Origin of the sequence: Paludibacter sp. 221 (genome assembly GCF_010501035.1) — a bacterium.
Classification (GTDB): Bacteria; Bacteroidota; Bacteroidia; order Bacteroidales; family Paludibacteraceae; genus QVMH01.
The window spans coordinates 22,878-42,839 of sequence record NZ_QVMH01000017.1 but is presented as its reverse complement, the minus strand read 5'-3'; the positions used below and the strand labels follow the sequence as shown (position 1 = coordinate 42,839).

The following is a 19,962-nucleotide window of genomic DNA, read 5'->3' as shown; positions in this document are numbered from 1 at the left end:
TCTCTCTCTCTCTCTCTCTCTCTCTCTCTCTCTCTCTCTAATAAAATAGAGATAACGGCAAACATTTTAACGTTTGCAAAAGCATTTTTTTGAGGTATTATTTGTAGAGAAAGATTCATATTGTATTAAAAAAGATAAAAGGATAAAAAGAACAAAAAATAAAGGACAAGACTTATAGCTTGTAGCTTATAACTTGTAGCTAACTAAATCATTCCTCGTTTTTGCTCGAAGAATGCAAGGACAAAAATAGAGGCTTTGTTTTTTAAGCACAAATATTTAACGGTAAAATCAATTCTCAATAGTTTTCACCCCTATCAGTTTGTCATGCCTGCCACCCCACGGGCGATGATAAATATAAACCGTATATTCGTTGCGGGTTTGCCAGAAACTACCTTCAACACGCTCTACATTTGCTTTTGTTTGCCCTTTCGGCAAAAACCAATACTGATAGTTATACCCTCCTTGCTTCAGCAAAAGGGTCTTAAAATAATTCCCCGAATTAAAATCGTACTGCATGCGCGACGCTTCATCAAGCAAATTAAAATTATACTCCCCTCCAATGTATATCTGCCCGTCAAAAAAAGGCTCTGAGCGTGGAATGGAAAAATGTACATTGATATAATCGGCTTCGGTATCCATATCGAAATACGAATTCTGCAAGTTAATTATATATCTGCCGTTTACATCCGGCTCGCTGGTATATACTCTGGATGACTGAATTATATCGGGATAAAGGTACGCATCATAATGCACACGGTCGAAATCTATCCGCTCTACATTGCTATTACCTGCATATACCGACGATATGTCGAAGCGATGATACTCATTACCCCCTTCGAAAACCAAAGCACGGTTGTTTATATAGCTCAGGTTGTCGCCACGCATATAAGTTGGTTTTATACCCCGCACCTGATTGTCTGTACGGTTGTTTTGACGTATGGTGATTTTCAACTCTTCTTGTGGGTCACGCACTTCATATCCCAACAAATCGAGTTCGAAATCCAGTTGTTGCAAACGATTGTTCAATTCAACATCCGTATTGCCCCGCACTTTTCCTGACACCGACACACGTGGCTCCACTATATAAAAGCATCCTTGAGCCACAGGCTCATCCTGCTTGCCATCCTCGTATACCTGCACCACATAATTGCCCGATTTAGTAAACGTCATATCGCTGTTGGGTAGATTAAACTTATAGTTTGTATAATCGTAAGTAGTAACCGTAGAAGATGAATATTCGGATATAATACCCGTAGAAAAACCATTGAGGTATTCACTCGAATTTAAAGCCGATTGTGTCCAATCCTCGTTACAGTGAATAACGCGATAGCTATACGAGCGGATTGTATGCGACATTTCGTCGAACCGGATATTTAACACATCCGTGCCATTCAGTTCTATTACAGGCAAAGCAAAAGGCTCATCAGCCAACTGTATCTGAAATGTTTTGATGTTAGGAGCTAACGTCCGCGTGTGGTAAACAGTTTGTTGTGCTGTCAGCCCAACCGGAATCAGAAAAAACAAAGCAACAATCAGCTTATCCAAAAATCTTTTTACCATATACAAGCAACTTGTATTAATGAAACAAGTGTAAGAAATTGCGAGGTACAGGTGTTTCAAATTTCACCACCTTTCGTGTCACCGGATGATAAAACTCAAGAATACGCGCATGAAGTGCCACTCTACCTATAGGGTTGGTCTTTGCTCCATATTTTTTATCGCCTACAATCGGGTGTTCTATCGACTGCATATGAACACGTATCTGGTTCTTACGCCCTGTTTCCAGTTCTATCTGCAACAGGGAATAATCATCGTTCGACTTTATTACCTTATAATGTGTTACAGCCTGCTGTCCGCCATTATCCACCGAGCTCGAATGAATTTTCAACGATTTAGCATTCTCGGTAAGCCAACTCACAATAGTATCCTCTTTTTTATCCATCTTACCCTCTACTACAGCCGTATAAATCCGCTTTTTCACATCCGTATGCCAATAGTCCTGCAAGGCCTGTTTCACCTGCAGGTTTTTCGCAAACACCAACACGCCCGATGTTTCGCGGTCAAGCCGGTGCACGGTGTAAATACGGTTGGTTTTCGAGCTTTTCTGCACATGGTTTTTCAGTATCGAAAACACCGTCAGTTCATTGCCATTATCAGTTTTTACAGTAAGTATCCCCTCGCGCTTTTCGACAACAATCAGGTAAGGGTCTTCAAATATAATCTTTACCTTAGGGTGAAACAGTTCCGTAGTCCCACGTTCGCTGCTTACAGCTACTACATCACCTTTTTTTAGTTCATGATTATACTTTGTCGTTATCTGCCCGTTGACCAATATCTGGCGATGTGCCAACAACGATTTTATGGAGTTGCGTTTCATACCACCCATTTTTTCTAAAAGAAAATCCATCAACTCTTTCGGCTCACCTACTTTCAAACGGGTTTCCTTCACTTTTGGTATAAAATCCCCGTTTCTTTTATCATTATCCGGCTTGCGCCTGTTATTTTTATTATCCTGATTTGCCATATAAAATATTAAATGAAACACTTATGCAATAAAGCGAATCTTCTTAATTATAAACTATTCAAATAATCCGCAGCTTTCTGAGCCATGTTTTCCCCGTCAATTGCCGACGAAGTTATCCCGCCTGCATATCCGGAGCCTTCGCCCGCAGGGAAAAGCCCTCCGATAGAGGGATGCTGCCCCGATTCCCTGTCGCGTGGAATACGTACCGCCGAAGATGAACGAGACTCGACTCCCACAACAACTGCATCATTTGTAAGAAATCCACGCATCTTACGGTCAAATTTCCTGAACCCTTCACGCAATCGGGTAGCGATAAACTCAGGTAACCAAAAATGCAGCGGAGAAGATATTAAACCCGGCAAGTACGAACATTCGGGCAAATCGGCAGAAAGTCTGCCTTCTACAAAATCGCGCAACCGCTGAGCCGGTGCAACCTGCCCCAACCCGCCATTGTTTTTATATGCCAAATTCTCAACAAATTGTTGGTATTTCAATCCGGCCAATTCGCCATACTCCTGAAATTCGACGGGTATATCTTCCGGACGGATTTCGACTACAATACCGGAGTTAGCATACAGCGAATTTCGTTTTGATACCGACATTCCATTTACCACAAGTTGTTCCTCGGAACTACCCGCAGGCACAATATGCCCTCCCGGACACATACAGAATGAATATACCCCTCGTCCATCTACCTGCTCCACCAAATTATAAGTAGCCGCAGGAAGGTATTCGCTACGCTCTTTGGTATGGTACTGAATACTGTCGATTAGCTTTTGCTTATGCTCTACACGCACGCCCATCGCAAACCCTTTTTGCTCCAACGGCACACCCTGCCTGTAAAGCATTTCATAAATATCGTGTGCCGAATGCCCTGTTGCCAGAATAAGCGCATTGGAAAGGAATGTTTTACCATCAGCGGTTTTACAACCTGCAATCCGGTTATCTTCAATCAGCAATTCGGTTACCTTATGCTCAAAGTATACTTCGCCCCCGTGGTCGGTAATTGTTTTTGTTATATTCTCGATAACCTGCGGCAACTTATCCGAGCCTATATGCGGATGAGCCTCATAAAGCACCTCTTCGTTAGCACCGTGGTAGTAAAACAACTCGTAAATACGTTGTATATCGCCTTTCTTTTTGGAGCGTGTATGCAACTTACCATCCGAAAAAGTACCTGCCCCTCCTTCGCCAAAGCAATAATTCGATTCGCTATTGAAACTTTTGTTCCTATTCAGCAGTGCAATATCTTGTTTCCGTTCGTGGGTATCCTTTCCGCGTTCGATTACAATTGGTTTCAGCCCTTCTTCTATCAATTTCAAAGCAGCAAACAAACCCGCAGGACCTGCACCTATCACTAAAACGGGAGCAGCCTCTTTCACGTTTCTGAAGTTGAATTTCATACGCACTTCGGCCGGTGGCTTTTCGTCCCAGTAAACTTCGAGTGAGAGGTTTATTTTCGGCCTGCCCGAACGGGCATCGATAGACTTTTTCAATATCCGTATGCGTGTTATGCTTTTGGAATCAATCTGTAACTGTTCGGCTACTTGTTTTTGAAGTAATTCCTGTTTGTAAGCCTGCTCGGGAGTAAGTATAAGTTGGAGTTGGGAATGCATATTCTCGTAATAAACTTAAAATCGCAAAGATACATATATTCCTCTGTATTACCGCAGAGCAACAAAAGAAAAATCTTACAAACAAAAAGAACAAACTACCATAGACTAATTTTATACTTCAAAACATTAATTATTATATTTGTAGCAAGTATATTTTTCATACATAAAAACGGATTTTGACACATGATAAACTATAAGGAGATTTTGGCGCAACCGGTTCAAAAGACAAATTACCATCAACTTTTTGATATAGTACGTAATAGTCCGGAAGATTTTAAAGTCGTATTCGAGTTGATGTTTGATGAAAACGAAAAAACAGCATGGCATGCGGCATGGATATGCGAAAAAGTAAGCGAAACTCATCCCGATTATTTTTCAGAAAAATCGCTGCAAAGAATTGTAGAATTAGCAGTTTCTACCAACTACACAGGCTTACAACGTCTCTTGCTTTCTATGATTTTAAACATGGGATTGCCCGAAGATATTCCTGTGGAATTTATCAACGTATGTTTCGAGCGCATGGTGTCTCCCAAGTCGCCAACAGGCGTTCAGGCACTGTCGATGAAGATATTGTTTGAATTTTCGAAAAAAGTGCCTGACTTCAAGCCGGAGCTCAAGGCTTATCTGGAATCTGTCGACATCGAAAATTACACCGCAGGATTCGTTACCGCACGGAAGCATATTTTGAAAAAGTTGAATTAAACATTCAGTTTTACATTAATTCTCCCTGCTTATTCTTTATAGTTTTATCTTCAAATTTTAATTAAAACTAAAAAGCTACCCCTATCCCGCCAAAACTGAAAAAACTTTGTATCTTTGAACGTTTTTTTACCTTATTTGCAAGGTAAACTCTGAATTTTCAAACAAATATCTAATCAAAATACATGAAACGTTTCAACTTACTGAACACTATTTTTGGTTGGGTGGCATTTGCCATTGCAGCTATTACCTACTTGTTAACAATTGAACCTACCGCCAGTTTTTGGGATTGCGGCGAGTTCATTTCAACAGCTTACAAACTGGACGTAGGACACCCTCCCGGAGCACCTTTCTTCATGCTTACCGGAAAATTCTTCTCGCTGTTTGCGTCCGACCCTACCAAAGTAGCCATGATGATAAACGCCATGTCGGCTATTTTGAGTGCGCTTACTATTTTGTTCTTATTTTGGACTATTACGCATATCGCCCGGAAAATCATCATTAAAAACGAGCAAGCATACACCACTGCTAACACTATCATGGTATTGGGTGCAGGTTTGGTAGGTGCTTTGGCATATACTTTCTCCGACACTTTCTGGTTTTCGGCTGTCGAAGGCGAAGTATACGCCTATTCTTCGTTTTTCACCGCTGTGGTGTTCTGGCTTATCCTGAAATGGGAAAACGTAGCCGACAAAGAAGGCTCCGACCGTTGGTTGATATTAATCGCTTACCTGATGGGATTATCAATCGGAGTCCATTTATTAAACCTGCTGACGATTCCTGCTATCGTGCTGGTTTATTATTTCAAAAAATACAAACCATCGGCAAAGGGGCTTATTCTGGCATTATTGACATCTGTGGCTATTTTGGCATTTGTGCTGTACGGCCTTATTCCCGGATTCGTTGAAATTGCAAGCTGGTTCGAGTTATTGTTCGTTAATAAACTCGGGCTTCCTTTCAACTCAGGAATGTATGCATATATCCTATTGGCAATAGCTGCTTTAGTGTGGGCTATTTACGAAACATACTCCGAAAAGAGTTATGTACGCATGGCCGTTTCATTCATTTTGGCTGTCAGTATTGTAGGCATCCCGTTTATACGCACCAATATCCTCGTCGGTATTCTGATTATTATCGGCATGATTGTTTTCTTCTATCTGAGAAAAGGAAAAATCCCTGCCCGCTGGCTAAATACAGCTATCACTATGGTAACCGTTATGCTGATTGGTTATTCATCTTATACTGTTATTGTAATCCGTTCGGCTGCCAATCCGCCTATGGACCAAAACTCGCCTGATAATGTTTTCGCTTTGAAATACTATCTCAACCGTGAACAGTATGGAGACAACCCGCTGCTTTATGGCCCTGTGTACAATGCTCCGGTTAAATACCAGCCACAAGGCAATTACTGTGTACCGGTAGAGAAAACAGGAAAACCAAATTATGCACCAAAACCGAAAGAATCGCCCGACCAAAAAGACGAATACATCATCACCGGATATAAATCGAGTTACGTGATGGACGAAAAATTCAATATGCTTTTCCCGCGTATGTATTACTCACCCGGAAACAGCGACCGTCATGTCGAATTGTACAAATCGTGGGGAGGAGTAAAAGGTAAACGTGTGTCGTATGATGCCTGCGGAAGGCGCGAGGTTGAGATGAAACCTACATTCGGCGAAAATATGCGGTATTTCTTCAGATACCAACTCGGATTCATGTACTGGCGTTACTTCATGTGGAACTTCTCAGGACGCCAAAATGATATACAAGGAAATGGCGAAATTGAAAACGGAAACTGGATTACGGGAATCAAATTTATCGACAACGTGTTGGTGGGCGACCAAGACTCACTCCCCACCGACATGAAAGAAAACAAAGGGCGCAACCGCTATTACATGCTGCCTCTACTACTCGGTATAATTGGCATTATATTTTTGCTTAATAGTGGCAAAGAAGGCAAACACAGCTTTTGGATAGTGCTTCTGCTGTTTGTGCTTACAGGTATTGCCATTGTTGTATATCTGAACCAACCACCTATGCAGCCACGCGAGCGCGACTATGCGTATGCCGGCTCCTTCTATGCATTCAGCATATTCATAGGGCTTGGGGTACTGGGCATTATACGGGCTATCGATAAATATGTTCCGCGTAAAGTAAGCTCCGTTGTGGTTTCGATTATATGCTTAGGAGTTCCTATCCTGATGGCAGCCGAAAACTGGGACGACCACGACCGTAGCGGACGCTATCTTGCCAGCGACTTTGGAAACAACTACCTGATATCGTGCAAGCCAAACGCCATTATTTTCTCGAATGGCGACAACGACACATTCCCATTATGGTACAATCAGGAAGTGGAAGGTAACCGTACCGATGTGCGTGTATGTAACCTGAGCTACCTGCAAACCGACTGGTATATCGACCAAATGAGGCGTGGAGCTTACGAGTCGGCACCGCTGCCTATCTCGTGGGAGCCAAAAGACTACGTTACGGGCAACAACGAGGTGCTTTATATGGACAACGACAAGAGCAAGCACATATCCTCGGTCGATGTAAACACTTTATACAGCATCATGCTGAAACATAACGCATCGGAAAGAGGTAAGAAAAATCCGTACATGCTCCGGACACAAAATCTTTACATTCCGGTAGATGCAGACCAAGTTATAAAAACAGGTACTTTGCCCGAAGAAAGACGGGATGAAATCGTTCCTCAAATCGACATCAAGGTGAACCGCCGCTTGACAAAAAGTGAAATGATGGTCGTCGAAATGTTGAAAGAAAATAATTGGGAACGCCCCATGTACTTTGCCGTTACTGTAGGCGATGAATACTACATGGGACTGAAAGACCATTTTGAACTAACTGGACTGGCTTACAACATTGTTCCTGTAAAATCGGAAACAGGTGTAAATACAGACGAAATGTACGACAATATGATGAATAAATTCCGCTACGGAAACGTGAGCGATCCGAATATTTATATCGACGAAAAATCGATGTCGATGTGCCGTACACACCGTTTAATGTTCCTTCATCTGATTGAAGCATTGATGACAGAAGGAGATACCGAGCGAGCTAAAAAAGCGCTGGACTACTGCGACGAAGTATTGCCGGGAACATCCGTACCGTACGATTATCACTCAACCCTGCTTGCTAATTTCTATTATCAGCTTAATGAGCCGGAAAAAGGGGATAAAATGACAGAATACGTTGCTCAAAACTGTGTTGAACACCTCAATTGGTATTTCAACCTAAGTCCGGCACAACAAAAAGCGTCTTCGTATTCTATTGGACGTAAATTCTTGGAATTCAACAATGTTATATCTATATTCCAAGACAACAACCGAACTGATTTGATGGATAAATACTATCCCTCTTATATTAAGTTTCACCAGAAAATAGGTTATTGATGAGGGATGAAAGGATAAAAGGATTAAGGGACACTTTAAACTTTTACCTTTTACCTTTAAACTCGTGATTCATTATGTTTGCAAGAGTTCCGGGAGTTGTCCGTGTTTTTTACAAAGGCTGTGTATGGCGCAAAAAATCGAAGGAAAAGTCTATCTACCTGACCTTCGACGATGGGCCTGTGCCCGAAGTTACGCCCCTTGTACTGGATATGCTGGACGAATATGGTTGGAAAGCTACGTTTTTTTGCGTAGGCGAAAACGTACAAAAATATCCTGAACTATACAACGAGATATTAAGACGTGGACACCGCACCGGAAATCACACGTTTAATCATCTGAAAGGATTTTCGACCGGAGTGGAAGAATATGTGGAAAACGTACGCAAAGCATCCGTACACATCCACAGCAACCTGTTTCGTCCGCCACACGGAAGGTTGAGGCAACGGCAAAAAAACACGTTGCAACCCGACTACGAAATAATCATGTGGGACTTGCTCACTTGCGATTACGATAAATCGCTTACACCCGAACAAATTATAAACAAGGTGAAACGCTTTTCGCGCAATGGCTCCATTGTGCTTTTTCACGATTCGATAAAGGCTAAAAACAATATGCTGGCGGTATTGCCCCGCGCCATCGAATTTTGGAACGAACAAGGTTATAAATCGGAAATTTTTTAGAAATTGTTTAATTTTAGCTCGCAAAATAAATTATGATGATTTTTTAGAAAAATTTCGGATTCATTTTGCGATTTTAGCGGGCTAAATGAGCAAAATAGAAGACAAAATTTTACAAAAAAGGGCATAATTTATTGCAAAAAAGATTTTTTAAAGATAATTATATTGTTTATGGTAAATTTAAACAGTTTCTTAGTACCTTTGGTAGAGATAATTTAAAATTTCAACTAAAATCAATCAAAACAATGGGATTCTTCAAATTATATAAACCCCGCACATACAACTATCGTTATATATATTACGACCCCAAGAAAGAGGCGCAAAAAGAACGGGAAGAAAAATTTGCTGAAAAGAATGATGAAAACGGCGAATTCAAAACATCAATCAAACGTGGGACTTTCCGCGAACAACGCGACCAGCGCAACAGGGCATATCGCGACAATGCACGACAGTCCAACATACGCTTAGTTATTATCATTGCAGTTCTTTTTCTGATAGCTTATTTCATTTTAAGGTCAATTTAAGTAGATAGTTAGATTCAAGAACCAAGATTCAAGATTCAAGATTCAAGACAAATTACTTTTTCTTATTTTTGAATTCTAATTTCTTACTTCCGTATTCTGTATTCCAAATATGAGTGATGTAATTCATCTTTTACCCGATTCAGTAGCCAACCAGATTGCTGCAGGAGAAGTTATTCAACGTCCGGCATCGGTTTTAAAAGAATTGGTCGAAAACTCCATTGATGCAGGTGCTACCCACATTCAAATACTTATAAAGGACGCGGGGCGCACCCTTATACAAATAGTGGATAATGGCAAAGGCATGAGCGAAACAGATGCACGTATGGCGTTTGAACGTCATGCAACATCAAAAATATCTGATGCCAATGATTTGTTTTCACTCCGTACAATGGGATTTCGTGGAGAAGCCCTTGCCTCTATTGCGGCTGTAGCCCAAATAGAGATGAAAACACGCCGCGAAGAGGATGAATTGGGCATACTGATAGAAATAGCAGGCTCGCGCGTATTCAAGCAAGAATCGGTACAATGTCCGGTAGGAACAAGTTTTATGATTAAAAACCTGTTCTTCAATGTACCGGCACGCCGCCGCTTTCTGAAAACCGACAATGTGGAAAAAACCCATCTGCTCAATGAATTTTACCGGATTGCATTAGTTTATCCGCATATATCATTCTCGTACACCGACGGACAGGACGAAGTTTTTCAGCTTCCCATATCTAACACTAAACTACGGATAGAAAACATATTCGGAAAGATATCGAAAAAACGTTGGGAACAACAATTGCTTCCTATCGAAACCACCACTACTCTTGTAAAGATATATGGTTATGTAGGAAAGCCTGAATTTGCACAAAAGTCGGCAAACCAGTACTTCTTCGTAAACAACCGTTACATGCGCCATCCGTATTTTCACAAAGCTGTGATGATGGCTTACGATAAGATGTTGACTCCGGGAGAAAACCCAAACTATTTTATCTATTTCGATATCGACCCGCAAACGATCGACATCAATATCCACCCTACTAAAACAGAAATCAAGTTTGAGAACGAACAGGCTATCTGGCCTATTCTTTCGGCTACAATAAAAGAAACCTTAGGGAAATTCAACATTGTCCCTTCCATTGATTTCGACACAGAAGGGGTTCCCGAAATTCCGGTTAATCAGCCGACAAGCGATGTACGACCGCCTCAAACATCGTTCAACCCAAACTACAACCCTTTTTCGCAATCGAGCACTTACAAACGCCCTTCGCTGGATTGGGAAAAACTATACGATGGTTTTGACAAATCTACAGCAAAAAAGGAACATACCGCCAATTGGCGATACGAAGAAACGGGAAGTGATGAAAGCCCGCAGGCTTCATTAACTTTCGAAGATTCGCATACAGGCGAAAGCCAACAGTCGCATCAGGCTGAAAATTTCCAGTTGAAGAACAAATATATTTTAACCGGAGTAAAGTCGGGATTATTGGTTATCAATCAGCAACGGGCACATTTCAGAATCCTGTTCGATGAATTTATGAAGCAGTTTGAACAGAAACAAGCTGCATCACAACAACTGCTCTTTCCCGAAACGTTGGTACTGGAAGAAGAAGACAAACTGGTTTTTGAACAGATAGAACCCAGTCTGAAAAATGCAGGCTTCGAAATAAGCAAGGAAAAGGATAATACATATTCCATTAATGGTATCCCTCCCCGCATAGAGGTAGGCAATGTTATAAAACTAATACAGAATGTATTGGCAAGTGCAAAATCGGCTGTAGACGACCCTACGCACCAGATACAGGAAATAATCGCCTTGTCGCTGGCAGAAGCTACCAGCCTGAAAACAGGGCAAAACCTAAGCAACGAGGAAATGAAAGACCTGATTGACCGCCTTTTTGCATCGTCGAACCATAATTACACCCCAAACGGGAAAAAAATACTCTCAATCCTCACTTACGAGGAGTTGGAAAACAGGTTGAAATAAGCCCTGAATATCCTGTAAACACAAAAATCATATAAATAACAGATTCTAAGTTTATTAGAAAAAACAAAAGGCTAAAAGCTGTTGTAAAACATCTTTTAAGCCCCTTTTTTGCCCTGTTTTTTAAATTTTAATCATGGTATGAGGTAAGAAAAAATGGTAACTTTGTCCGTTGAATTTTAAAAGAATTTATCAACTAATAATAAACTTAATTTATCAATCATGAGTTCACAAAAAAAGAATTACACATTGCCTATTATCATGATGATTTTCCTTTTCGGGATGATTTCATTTGTAACAGGCTTGGCAAATCCACTTGGAGTAATTGTAAAAAGCCAGTTCCAAGCAAGTAACTTTATGTCGCAGCTAGGTACTCTTGCTAACTTTTTAGCCTATGCTTTCATGGGAATTCCTGCCGGAAATCTATTGAACAAGTATGGCTATAAAAAAACAGCATTGGCTGCAATTGCTGTTGGTTTCGTTGGAGTTGGAATCCAGTTTTTATCGGGTGTAGCATCTAACTTCTACATCTATTTAGCAGGAGCCTTCGTTGCCGGTTTCTCTATGTGTATGCTCAATACAGTAGTTAACCCCCTATTGAACACACTTGGTGGCGGCGGTCGCAAAGGTAACCAGTTAATTCAAATTGGTGGAACTTTCAACTCGCTGAACGCTACTATCGTACCAGTATTGGTAGGTTATTTAATGGGAGATGTTGCCAGTGCAACTATCAAAGACGCTAATCCTGCTCTTTTCATAGCAATGGGTATATTTGCAGCAGCATTTATCGTATTGGCATTAGTAAAACTTCCTGAGCCTATCCTCGAAGCCAGAAAAGAAAAAGAAGCTAAAGGTATTGTAGAAGAAAAACTTTCGTACAAAGAATTATTCACTTTCCGTCATTATGTATTAGGAATCATCGCTATTTTCGCTTATATCGGCGTAGAATTAGGTATTCCTAACATTGTAAACCTATTTCTTACCGAATCTCCATTGAAGGGCGGATTTGGAATGAATGCAGCAGCAGCAGGTACTGTAGCAGGAACTTACTGGTTTTTGATGCTTATAGGACGTTTCGTAGGTGCTTCTGTTGGAGGTAAAGTATCCAGCCGGACAATGCTTACCTGTGTAGCCGGTCTTGGTCTTGTATTTGTCCTTATTGGCATATTAGCTCCTACCACTACGCTGGTTAAAATGCCTGTATTTAACTCAGATATTTCATTCAGCATGGCTCAAGTGCCTATTAATGTAATGTTCCTTGTTTTAGGTGGATTATGTACTTCTGTTATGTGGGGAGTTATTTTCAACTTAGCTGTTGAAGGACTGGGTAAATACGTTGCTATTGCTTCGGGTGTATTCATGGTAATGGTAGTAGGCGGTGGAATATTCCCGGCTCTACAAGGAGCATTAGCAGACGCTACATCGTTCATGACCAGCTTCTGGATTGTAGCTGCACTTCTTGTTTACATCCTGTATTATGCATTGGTTGGATGTAAAGTAACCAAAGTAGCTGAAGAATAAAAAAGTAAATATTTATATATAAATACATAAGCTGTAAAAACAATTAATTTAATTGTTTTTACAGCTTATGTTATTAAAAACTAAGTTTTATGGATAAACCTTATGTAGTAGGAATGGATATTGGTGGCACCAATACGGTTTTTGGAATAGTTGACGCACGTGGACAAGTAATATCGAAAGGTGCTATAAAAACAGACACACATGCCGACATTAATTTATATATCGACGATATATATAACGAACTAATCAAACTGATAGATGCAGTAGGAGGAATCAGCAAAATAAGAGGTATTGGCGTAGGTGCTCCCAATGGAAATTATTACACCGGAAATATCGAATTTGCAGCAAATCTCCGCTGGAAAGATGTTATACCCTTCGTGGAGCTTATGGAGAAGAAATTCAATATACCTGTAGCACTAACCAACGATGCCAATGCGGCTGCTTTCGGAGAAATGACCTACGGTGCTGCACGTGGAATGAAAAACTTTATCATGATTACCTTAGGCACAGGAGTGGGTAGCGGCATTGTAGTGGATGGTAAAGTATTGTACGGACACGATGGCTTTGCAGGGGAATTAGGACATACCACATCTGTACGCAACAACGGGCGTATATGTGGCTGTGGCCGCACCGGATGTCTCGAAACTTATACTTCGGCCACAGGCGTGGCACGTACAGCCCGCGAAATACTTGAAACAAGCGACAAGGACAGCCTGCTGCGCAACCTTCCTATCGACAGCATTACCTCGAAAGACGTATATGAAGCTGCCATTCAGGGAGATGAAGTGGCAAAAGAAATTTTTGAATACACCGGAAAAATACTGGGCGAAGCGCTTGCCGATTTCGTAGCTTTCAGTTCTCCCGAAGCAATTATCCTGTTTGGAGGGTTGACAAAGGCCGGTAAACTGATTACTGACCCCATTATAAATAATATGGAAAAAAACCTGATGAAAATATGGCAAGGCAAAATAAAAGTACTTGTATCGGAGCTGAAAGAATCTGATGCCGCCGTTTTAGGAGCAAGCGCATTAGGTTGGGAAGTAGAAGACATAGATAAGTAACATAAAACAAAAAGGAAATTTCTTTTTTTATGATACTTAGAGCTTGTTAGGAAATTACATATATTTTTAAAAAGTACGCTGACTTGAAAAGTCAGATTTTTCATATGGAACAGTCCGATACATCGGACTGTTCCATATGAAAACACTGACTTTCGGGCATAAAAAAAACAGCTCGCTATTACACATGAAAGGATAATCTTAAAAACAGTTTATCTTTAACAATTATTTGCTCATTTCAAAAATTTATTTTACATTTGCATTGTTATTCAAAGACATAAGAGAAACGTCCTGTTTCTTTTACTATATTATCACATTGAACAATAATTTTTTATTAAATTTCTCCTGAATAAGAGAACATTCTGTTTTTCGGAGAATAGAATCCCATTAAAAAAATAAGCCATCATTTTTTATGAGCAATTACAACATTTTGCAATTGAATGCAAAAGAACTGCCCGAATTGAAAGAAATAGCCTCTGCATTAGGCCTAAAAGTTTCTAATTCGGTAACAAAAGATAAATTGATTTACGATATTCTTGACCAACAAGCCGTAATCAATGCCCAACGCAAAGCTACAAACGAAGATAAAGAAGAAAGTCCCCGTAAAAAACGTACCAGAGTTGCAGTAAAAGCAATAAACGTAGCTGACGAAAAAGTAAAAACAACAAAGATAGAACAACCAAAAGAGGAGCCGCAACAACCGCCAAAAGAGCAAAAGGCCAAAAAGAAAAAAACGGAAGAAAAAGTTGCCACACCACCTACAGAGGAAGCTACCCAAAGTGCAAGTACATCAAAAACAAAACCTGTAAAGGCAACCAAACCAAGCGTTGCAGCAAAAGAGGAGGCACTCCCTGCACAAACTAACTCAACAGAACCTTTAGCCGAAGTTGATAAAAACCCAAAACAAAAGGTTGTAAAAAAAGTTGAGACACCACAAGCTGAAGAAACAGAAGTAAATAAAGTTACGGAAGAGGAACCAAAAACACCTGAGCTAAAAGTAACCAAACCTGTTGTTCAAGCCCCAAACCAGAATCAAAATCAGAGCCAAGGTCAAAACAATGGCAACAACAACAATAACAATCCGAATAATGCCCGCGTAAAAGGCAACCAACGAAATGAAAAACTGTATGATTTCGATGGTATCTTAGAAGGAACAGGCACTTTGGAAATTATGCAGGACGGATATGGATTTCTGCGTTCAGCCGACTATAACTACCTGTCGTCGCCCGATGATATTTATGTATCACAATCGCAAATTAAGCTTTTCGGCTTAAAAACAGGAGATACGGTAACAGGCTCAATACGTCCACCTAAAGAGGGGGAGAAATACTTCCCGCTTATTAAGGTGACGAAAATAAACGGACGCTCACCGGAGTATGTGCGCGACCGTGTGCCTTTCGAACATTTAACCCCACTTTTTCCCGACGAAAAATTCAATTTAACCCGCGGAAAAAACGATACAATTTCATGCCGTGTAGTCGACCTCTTCTCTCCTATTGGCAAGGGGCAACGCGGACTGATTGTAGCACAACCTAAAACTGGTAAAACTGTATTACTGAAAGACATAGCTAATGCTATTGCTGCTAATCATCCCGAAGTGTACATGATTGTACTACTTATAGACGAACGTCCGGAAGAGGTTACAGATATGGCTCGCAGCGTACGTGCCGAAGTTATTTCATCTACGTTTGACGAACCTGCCGAACGCCACGTAAAAGTAGCCAGCATGGTTCACGAAAAAGCAAAACGACTGGTTGAATGTGGTCACGATGTGGTTATCCTGTTGGACTCTATCACTCGTTTGGCACGTGCTTACAATACGGTATCTCCGGCTTCGGGCAAAGTTCTTTCGGGTGGTGTGGACGCTAACGCGCTGCATAAGCCAAAACGATTTTTTGGTGCTGCCCGTAACATTGAGAATGGAGGCAGCCTTACAATAATAGCTACAGCACTTACCGAAACAGGGTCGAAAATGGATGAAGTGATTTTCGAAGAATTTAAAGGTACCGGTAATATGGAGTTGCAGCTCGACCGCAAACTGTCGAACAAACGGATTTTCCCTGCTGTGGACATTATGTCTTCCAGCACACGCCGCGACGATTTACTATTAGACCAAGATACATTGAACCGCATGTGGATACTTCGCCGTTATTTATCAGACATGAACTCAATAGAAGCAATGGAGTTCTTAAAAGAGCGTATGGAGCGCACCGAAAACAACGAAGAATTTTTGGTTTCGATGAATGGAAATTAAGAAAAACAAATACATTTAATTATAATACGTCCGATAGAATCCAAGTATATCGGACGTATTTTTTATACACCTCCTTATTTGTTAAATCTGTATTATCAACAATCAAATAAATTGCTTATTCAATCACTTGTTTTTATATTTGTGCTTGATATCAAATAAATTGAGAGATAAAAATGAATAAAATATCAATATATTTCCTATTAATTATATTAGCCATCTTTTCGTCATGCGAGCAAGAAGTTGCCGAAATTGTACTTAACGAGTCGAATGGTTATTTGGGCATAGGCGAAACCCTGCAGCTAACTTACAAAATAAAAGCACCGGAAGACAACGACTCTCCTACTATATGGTCGTCGACCAACGATGCTATAGCCAAAGTAAGCGAAAACGGACTTGTAACGGCAATATCCGAAGGCAGTGTTATCATCACGGCAACTGCGGGAAAAGAAACCGCATCATGCGAAATATCAATAGTTACCTATCGTTTTTCAGGAGCTTCGATATACGATTATAGCACTATCACCGAAAAAGCTAATAATTTTTTCCTCCAGTTTACATACAAATCACCCGCAACGGTTGCAAGCAAAGAAGTGTATCTGGATTTTGACATGATATTGCCAAATAATGCAACCGGTTTAAACAACGGCGAACTATACAAAGCATCTGAAAATGAGACACTACTCACTTTTCTTCCCGGAAAATTTGAAAATGATAAACATATCGGTTCCATATTAATAACAAAAGAAAATGACACTAAAAATACCATTTATATTACCGATGGAGAATTCACTGTATCCAAACCCGATAAATATTTCATTTTGGGTGAACTGAAAGCCATGATTAACGGTTCCGAATCAGCCATAAGTTTTGTATACGATGGAAGTATTTCTGTAAAAGAAATATCAAAAGGCAACGACGAAGAGGAAGAAGATACAACTAAAGAATAAACGTTTTTTTTTCGACAATCAATACTTTCGTGCTTCATAAGGCTCTAAAAGTGGATATTATTCACCTTTTTTATTGCTTTTTCATATTTCCACACATTCTCTATAAATACTCCCCCTTGCGCTACAGTATATAATTTTTCAATTATCAAAGAATGAGACTCATAACTCATAACTACTTACAATTATGCCACAGGAAATAGAACGCAAATTTTTGGTAAAGTCAGAAATATATAAGTCCGAAGCAACTAAGGTTTATCCCATAATGCAGGGCTATCTTTGCCGTGTGCCCGAACGCACTGTACGCATACGCGTAAAAGGCGATAAGGGCTATATCACTATAAAAGGAAAAAGTAATGACAACGGGATAAGCCGCTATGAGTGGGAAAACGAAATTGCATTGGAAGAAGCTAAAGAGTTGATAAAACTGAGCGCATCGGGTATTATTGACAAAACACGCTACGAAGTTCCATACGGAGGGCATGTATTTGAGGTGGACGAATTTCATGGTGATAACGAAGGTCTGGTCGTAGCAGAAATAGAATTGCAGGCAGAAGATGAGCTTTTTGAAACTCCTGCTTGGGTTGGCGAGGAGGTTACTAATGTGAAAAAATACTATAATTCGCACTTGAGCGAGAAACCTTACAAAATGTGGGAGAAATAAACCTTTGTGTGGCTGATTTTTACTAATTTTGCATTCATTTTAAAAATAAATCCCTGTGAATAAGATAAAATTCTGGTTTAAGAATGCCCGCCCTACAGCTTTGCCGCAAAGCATGTTTCCTTCGATACTTGCCGTATGTCTGGCAGTTTCCTCGGCCGGATTCTCGTGGTGGTTGGCCTGTTGTGCCGTTTTAGGAGTCGTGGCAGCTCATCTGTCGCTCAATTTATTTGACGACTATTATGATTATATCAAAAAAAAATCGGACTATCGCGACGATTTAGTGCATGAAGGCTTCCGTGCACGCATAGGTAAATGTACTTACCTCACATCGGGCGAAGCTAATCTGAAACAATTGCTTGCCGCGTGCCTTATTTTTGCGACAATAGCTTTGTTTTTTGGCTCCATTGTATTTTATTACCGAGGGATTTTTGTTTTTTATATAGCTGCCATCACAGCCGTTTTAGGATTGTTTTATTCAGCTCCCCCCCTGCGGTTAAGTTATCATGGCTTTGGCGAACTGCTTATCGGGCTTATTTTTGGCCCTCTTAATATGTTAGGCACTTATTACGCAGCTTGTGGCGAGATAAATCCTACTATTATTCTCATCTCCATCCCCGTAGGCTTACTTGTAATGAATATAGTATATGTTCATTCTATATTGGATTTTATCCCTGACAAAAAGATAGGAAAACGCACATTAGCTGTTCTTATGAATAATACAACAGCCATGCTTGTTGTATTATTTTTCGTCGTATTTGTTCCGTTTGCACTCATCGCTTATGGTATAATTGCCGGACACTTGAGCATTTATTACAGTTTTGTATTTTTTACACTACCGATGGCTATATCTTTATTTTATCTGATGGTAGAGTTTGTGAAAAATCCGGGTAAAAAGTTTTCCCCAAGCTTTTGGATGGGGCCTATGAACAACTGGAAAGCGATAGAGAAATACGGCATCGACTGGTTTATGATTCGATGGCTGTCGGCACGCAATTTGCTTTCATTCTTTTGTATTATTATCATGCTTGTTAGTATCATTTATACATAGTAAAATAATGATTAAGTCATTTCTATATTTACCTTTCTGGTTTGTAAAGACCCGTATATTTGGGAAAAAATCACCACTACAGACGGTCATTTTTATCTCCGACCAGTGTAACCTGCAATGCAAGCACTGTTGTGTATATGCACAGAAAATAATAAAGAAAAAAAGCTACGAACAGATAAAAGAAGAATTGGAATATTCATATAAATTAGGTTCGCGCTTTGTCGATTTCGAAGGGGGAGAGCCTACCATGTGGAAAGATGGAGAACACGACCTTAATAGCCTCATACGCTTGGCTAAAGCGATAGGATTTTTCTCTACTACAGTTACCACCAATGCGGTTATGCCATTCTCAGGGCTCGAAGCCGATTCCATCTGGGTAAGTCTGGACGGGCTGGGTAAGTATCACGATAGGGTGCGTGGCGAAGGTGTGTTTGATAAACTGGTTAAGAACATAGAAACATCGGGGCATCCTGATTTGAGCGTAAATATGGTTGTCAGTAAGCTGAACTATGAATCGGTAGATGAAACAATCGAATTTGTAAAAAACAATCCGTATATAAAGCTAATTTCAATCAATTTTCTGACACCCTATCCCGGCACGGAGGATTTGATGCTTGACTGGGATAAACGCCGCGAAATAATTGATAAAGTAATAGCGTATAAAAAGCAAGGCTACCCGATAATGAACTCAGTTTCGGGTTTGAAAAAGATGAAGGACAACAACTTTAAGAAATACTGCTGGGTATCGAATTTCATTGCTGTAGATGGCACTAAGTCGCCCGATTGCGGGGGTACTGCTTTAGGGCTTTGCGACCAGTGTGGCTATTGCATGGCAGGCGAGATGAACAGCGTTATGAATTTAGCCCCCGATACCGTTATCGCAGGGTTGAAGTTGAGGCTGTAAAATCGTCCTTTTCAAAATAGGGCAAAAAGTGATAAAAGGTCTACATTTTTTTGAGAGTTAAAATGCTTGTGAATGATGAGTCGCCTTGAGTATGTTATTGATTATGAGTTAATTAGCATCGTTTTCTTGATTAAAATCTCTTTCTTTCTT

General features: G+C 40.3%; 15 protein-coding genes. 12 read left to right on the top strand and 3 right to left on the bottom strand.

Annotated elements, in window-relative coordinates; all coding sequences use genetic code 11:
• Positions 1-288 precede the first annotated feature (288 nt).
• Genes D0T49_RS05765 through D0T49_RS05755 form a run of 3 tightly spaced genes read right to left on the bottom strand, consistent with a single transcriptional unit; the run spans position 289 to position 4,140 of the window.
• On the bottom strand, positions 289-1,560 hold the full coding sequence (locus D0T49_RS05765; protein ID WP_163629643.1) for a DUF5103 domain-containing protein: 1,272 nt from the start codon (positions 1,558-1,560) through the stop codon (positions 289-291).
• 16 nt (positions 1,561-1,576) lie between these two features.
• Positions 1,577-2,524, bottom strand: coding sequence for an RluA family pseudouridine synthase (locus tag D0T49_RS05760; protein ID WP_163629642.1), 948 nt, complete (start codon positions 2,522-2,524; stop codon positions 1,577-1,579).
• A gap of 47 nt (positions 2,525-2,571) precedes the next feature.
• Positions 2,572-4,140, bottom strand: a complete 1,569-nt coding sequence (locus D0T49_RS05755; RefSeq protein WP_163629641.1) for an NAD(P)/FAD-dependent oxidoreductase — start codon at positions 4,138-4,140, stop codon at positions 2,572-2,574.
• Positions 4,141-4,323: 183 nt separating this feature from the next.
• Between D0T49_RS05755 and D0T49_RS05750 the strand changes: the two genes are divergently transcribed.
• The 12 genes from D0T49_RS05750 (at position 4,324) to D0T49_RS05695 (ending at position 19,812) form a co-directional block, all read left to right on the top strand.
• Positions 4,324-4,842, top strand: a complete 519-nt coding sequence (locus D0T49_RS05750; protein WP_163629640.1) for a hypothetical protein — start codon at positions 4,324-4,326, stop codon at positions 4,840-4,842.
• Positions 4,843-5,024: 182 nt separating this feature from the next.
• Positions 5,025-8,252, top strand: coding sequence for a DUF2723 domain-containing protein (locus D0T49_RS05745; protein WP_163629639.1), 3,228 nt, complete (start codon positions 5,025-5,027; stop codon positions 8,250-8,252).
• Positions 8,253-8,323: 71 nt separating this feature from the next.
• Positions 8,324-8,932: a polysaccharide deacetylase family protein gene (locus tag D0T49_RS05740; protein WP_370519615.1), complete on the top strand. Its 609-nt coding sequence runs from the start codon at positions 8,324-8,326 to the stop codon at positions 8,930-8,932.
• A gap of 242 nt (positions 8,933-9,174) precedes the next feature.
• The gene (locus D0T49_RS05735) at positions 9,175-9,453 is read left to right on the top strand and encodes a hypothetical protein (protein WP_163629637.1); all 279 of its coding nucleotides are present in this window, start codon (positions 9,175-9,177) and stop codon (positions 9,451-9,453) included.
• A 109-nt stretch (positions 9,454-9,562) separates the two neighbouring features.
• The gene (gene mutL, locus D0T49_RS05730; protein ID WP_163629636.1) at positions 9,563-11,422 is read left to right on the top strand and encodes a DNA mismatch repair endonuclease MutL; all 1,860 of its coding nucleotides are present in this window, start codon (positions 9,563-9,565) and stop codon (positions 11,420-11,422) included.
• 216 nt (positions 11,423-11,638) lie between these two features.
• Positions 11,639-12,940, top strand: coding sequence for an MFS transporter (locus tag D0T49_RS05725; RefSeq protein ID WP_163629644.1), 1,302 nt, complete (start codon positions 11,639-11,641; stop codon positions 12,938-12,940).
• An 89-nt stretch (positions 12,941-13,029) separates the two neighbouring features.
• Positions 13,030-14,001 carry an ROK family protein gene (locus tag D0T49_RS05720; protein ID WP_163629635.1) on the top strand — a complete coding sequence of 324 codons (972 nt, stop codon included), beginning with the start codon at positions 13,030-13,032 and terminating at the stop codon, positions 13,999-14,001.
• 409 nt (positions 14,002-14,410) lie between these two features.
• Entirely contained in the window at positions 14,411-16,252 is a 1,842-nt protein-coding gene (gene rho, locus D0T49_RS05715) for a transcription termination factor Rho (protein ID WP_163629634.1), read from the top strand.
• 173 nt (positions 16,253-16,425) lie between these two features.
• A complete protein-coding gene (locus tag D0T49_RS05710) occupies positions 16,426-17,199 on the top strand; it encodes an Ig-like domain-containing protein (protein ID WP_163629633.1) in 774 nt (257 codons plus the stop codon).
• Between the two features lie 184 nt (positions 17,200-17,383).
• The gene (locus D0T49_RS05705; protein ID WP_163629632.1) at positions 17,384-17,860 is read left to right on the top strand and encodes a CYTH domain-containing protein; all 477 of its coding nucleotides are present in this window, start codon (positions 17,384-17,386) and stop codon (positions 17,858-17,860) included.
• A gap of 55 nt (positions 17,861-17,915) precedes the next feature.
• Positions 17,916-18,908 (top strand): prenyltransferase, encoded by a 993-nt coding sequence (locus D0T49_RS05700; protein WP_163629631.1) that lies wholly within the window; start codon positions 17,916-17,918, stop codon positions 18,906-18,908.
• Positions 18,909-18,915: 7 nt separating this feature from the next.
• On the top strand, positions 18,916-19,812 hold the full coding sequence (locus D0T49_RS05695) for a radical SAM protein (protein WP_163629630.1): 897 nt from the start codon (positions 18,916-18,918) through the stop codon (positions 19,810-19,812).
• Positions 19,813-19,962 lie beyond the last annotated feature (150 nt).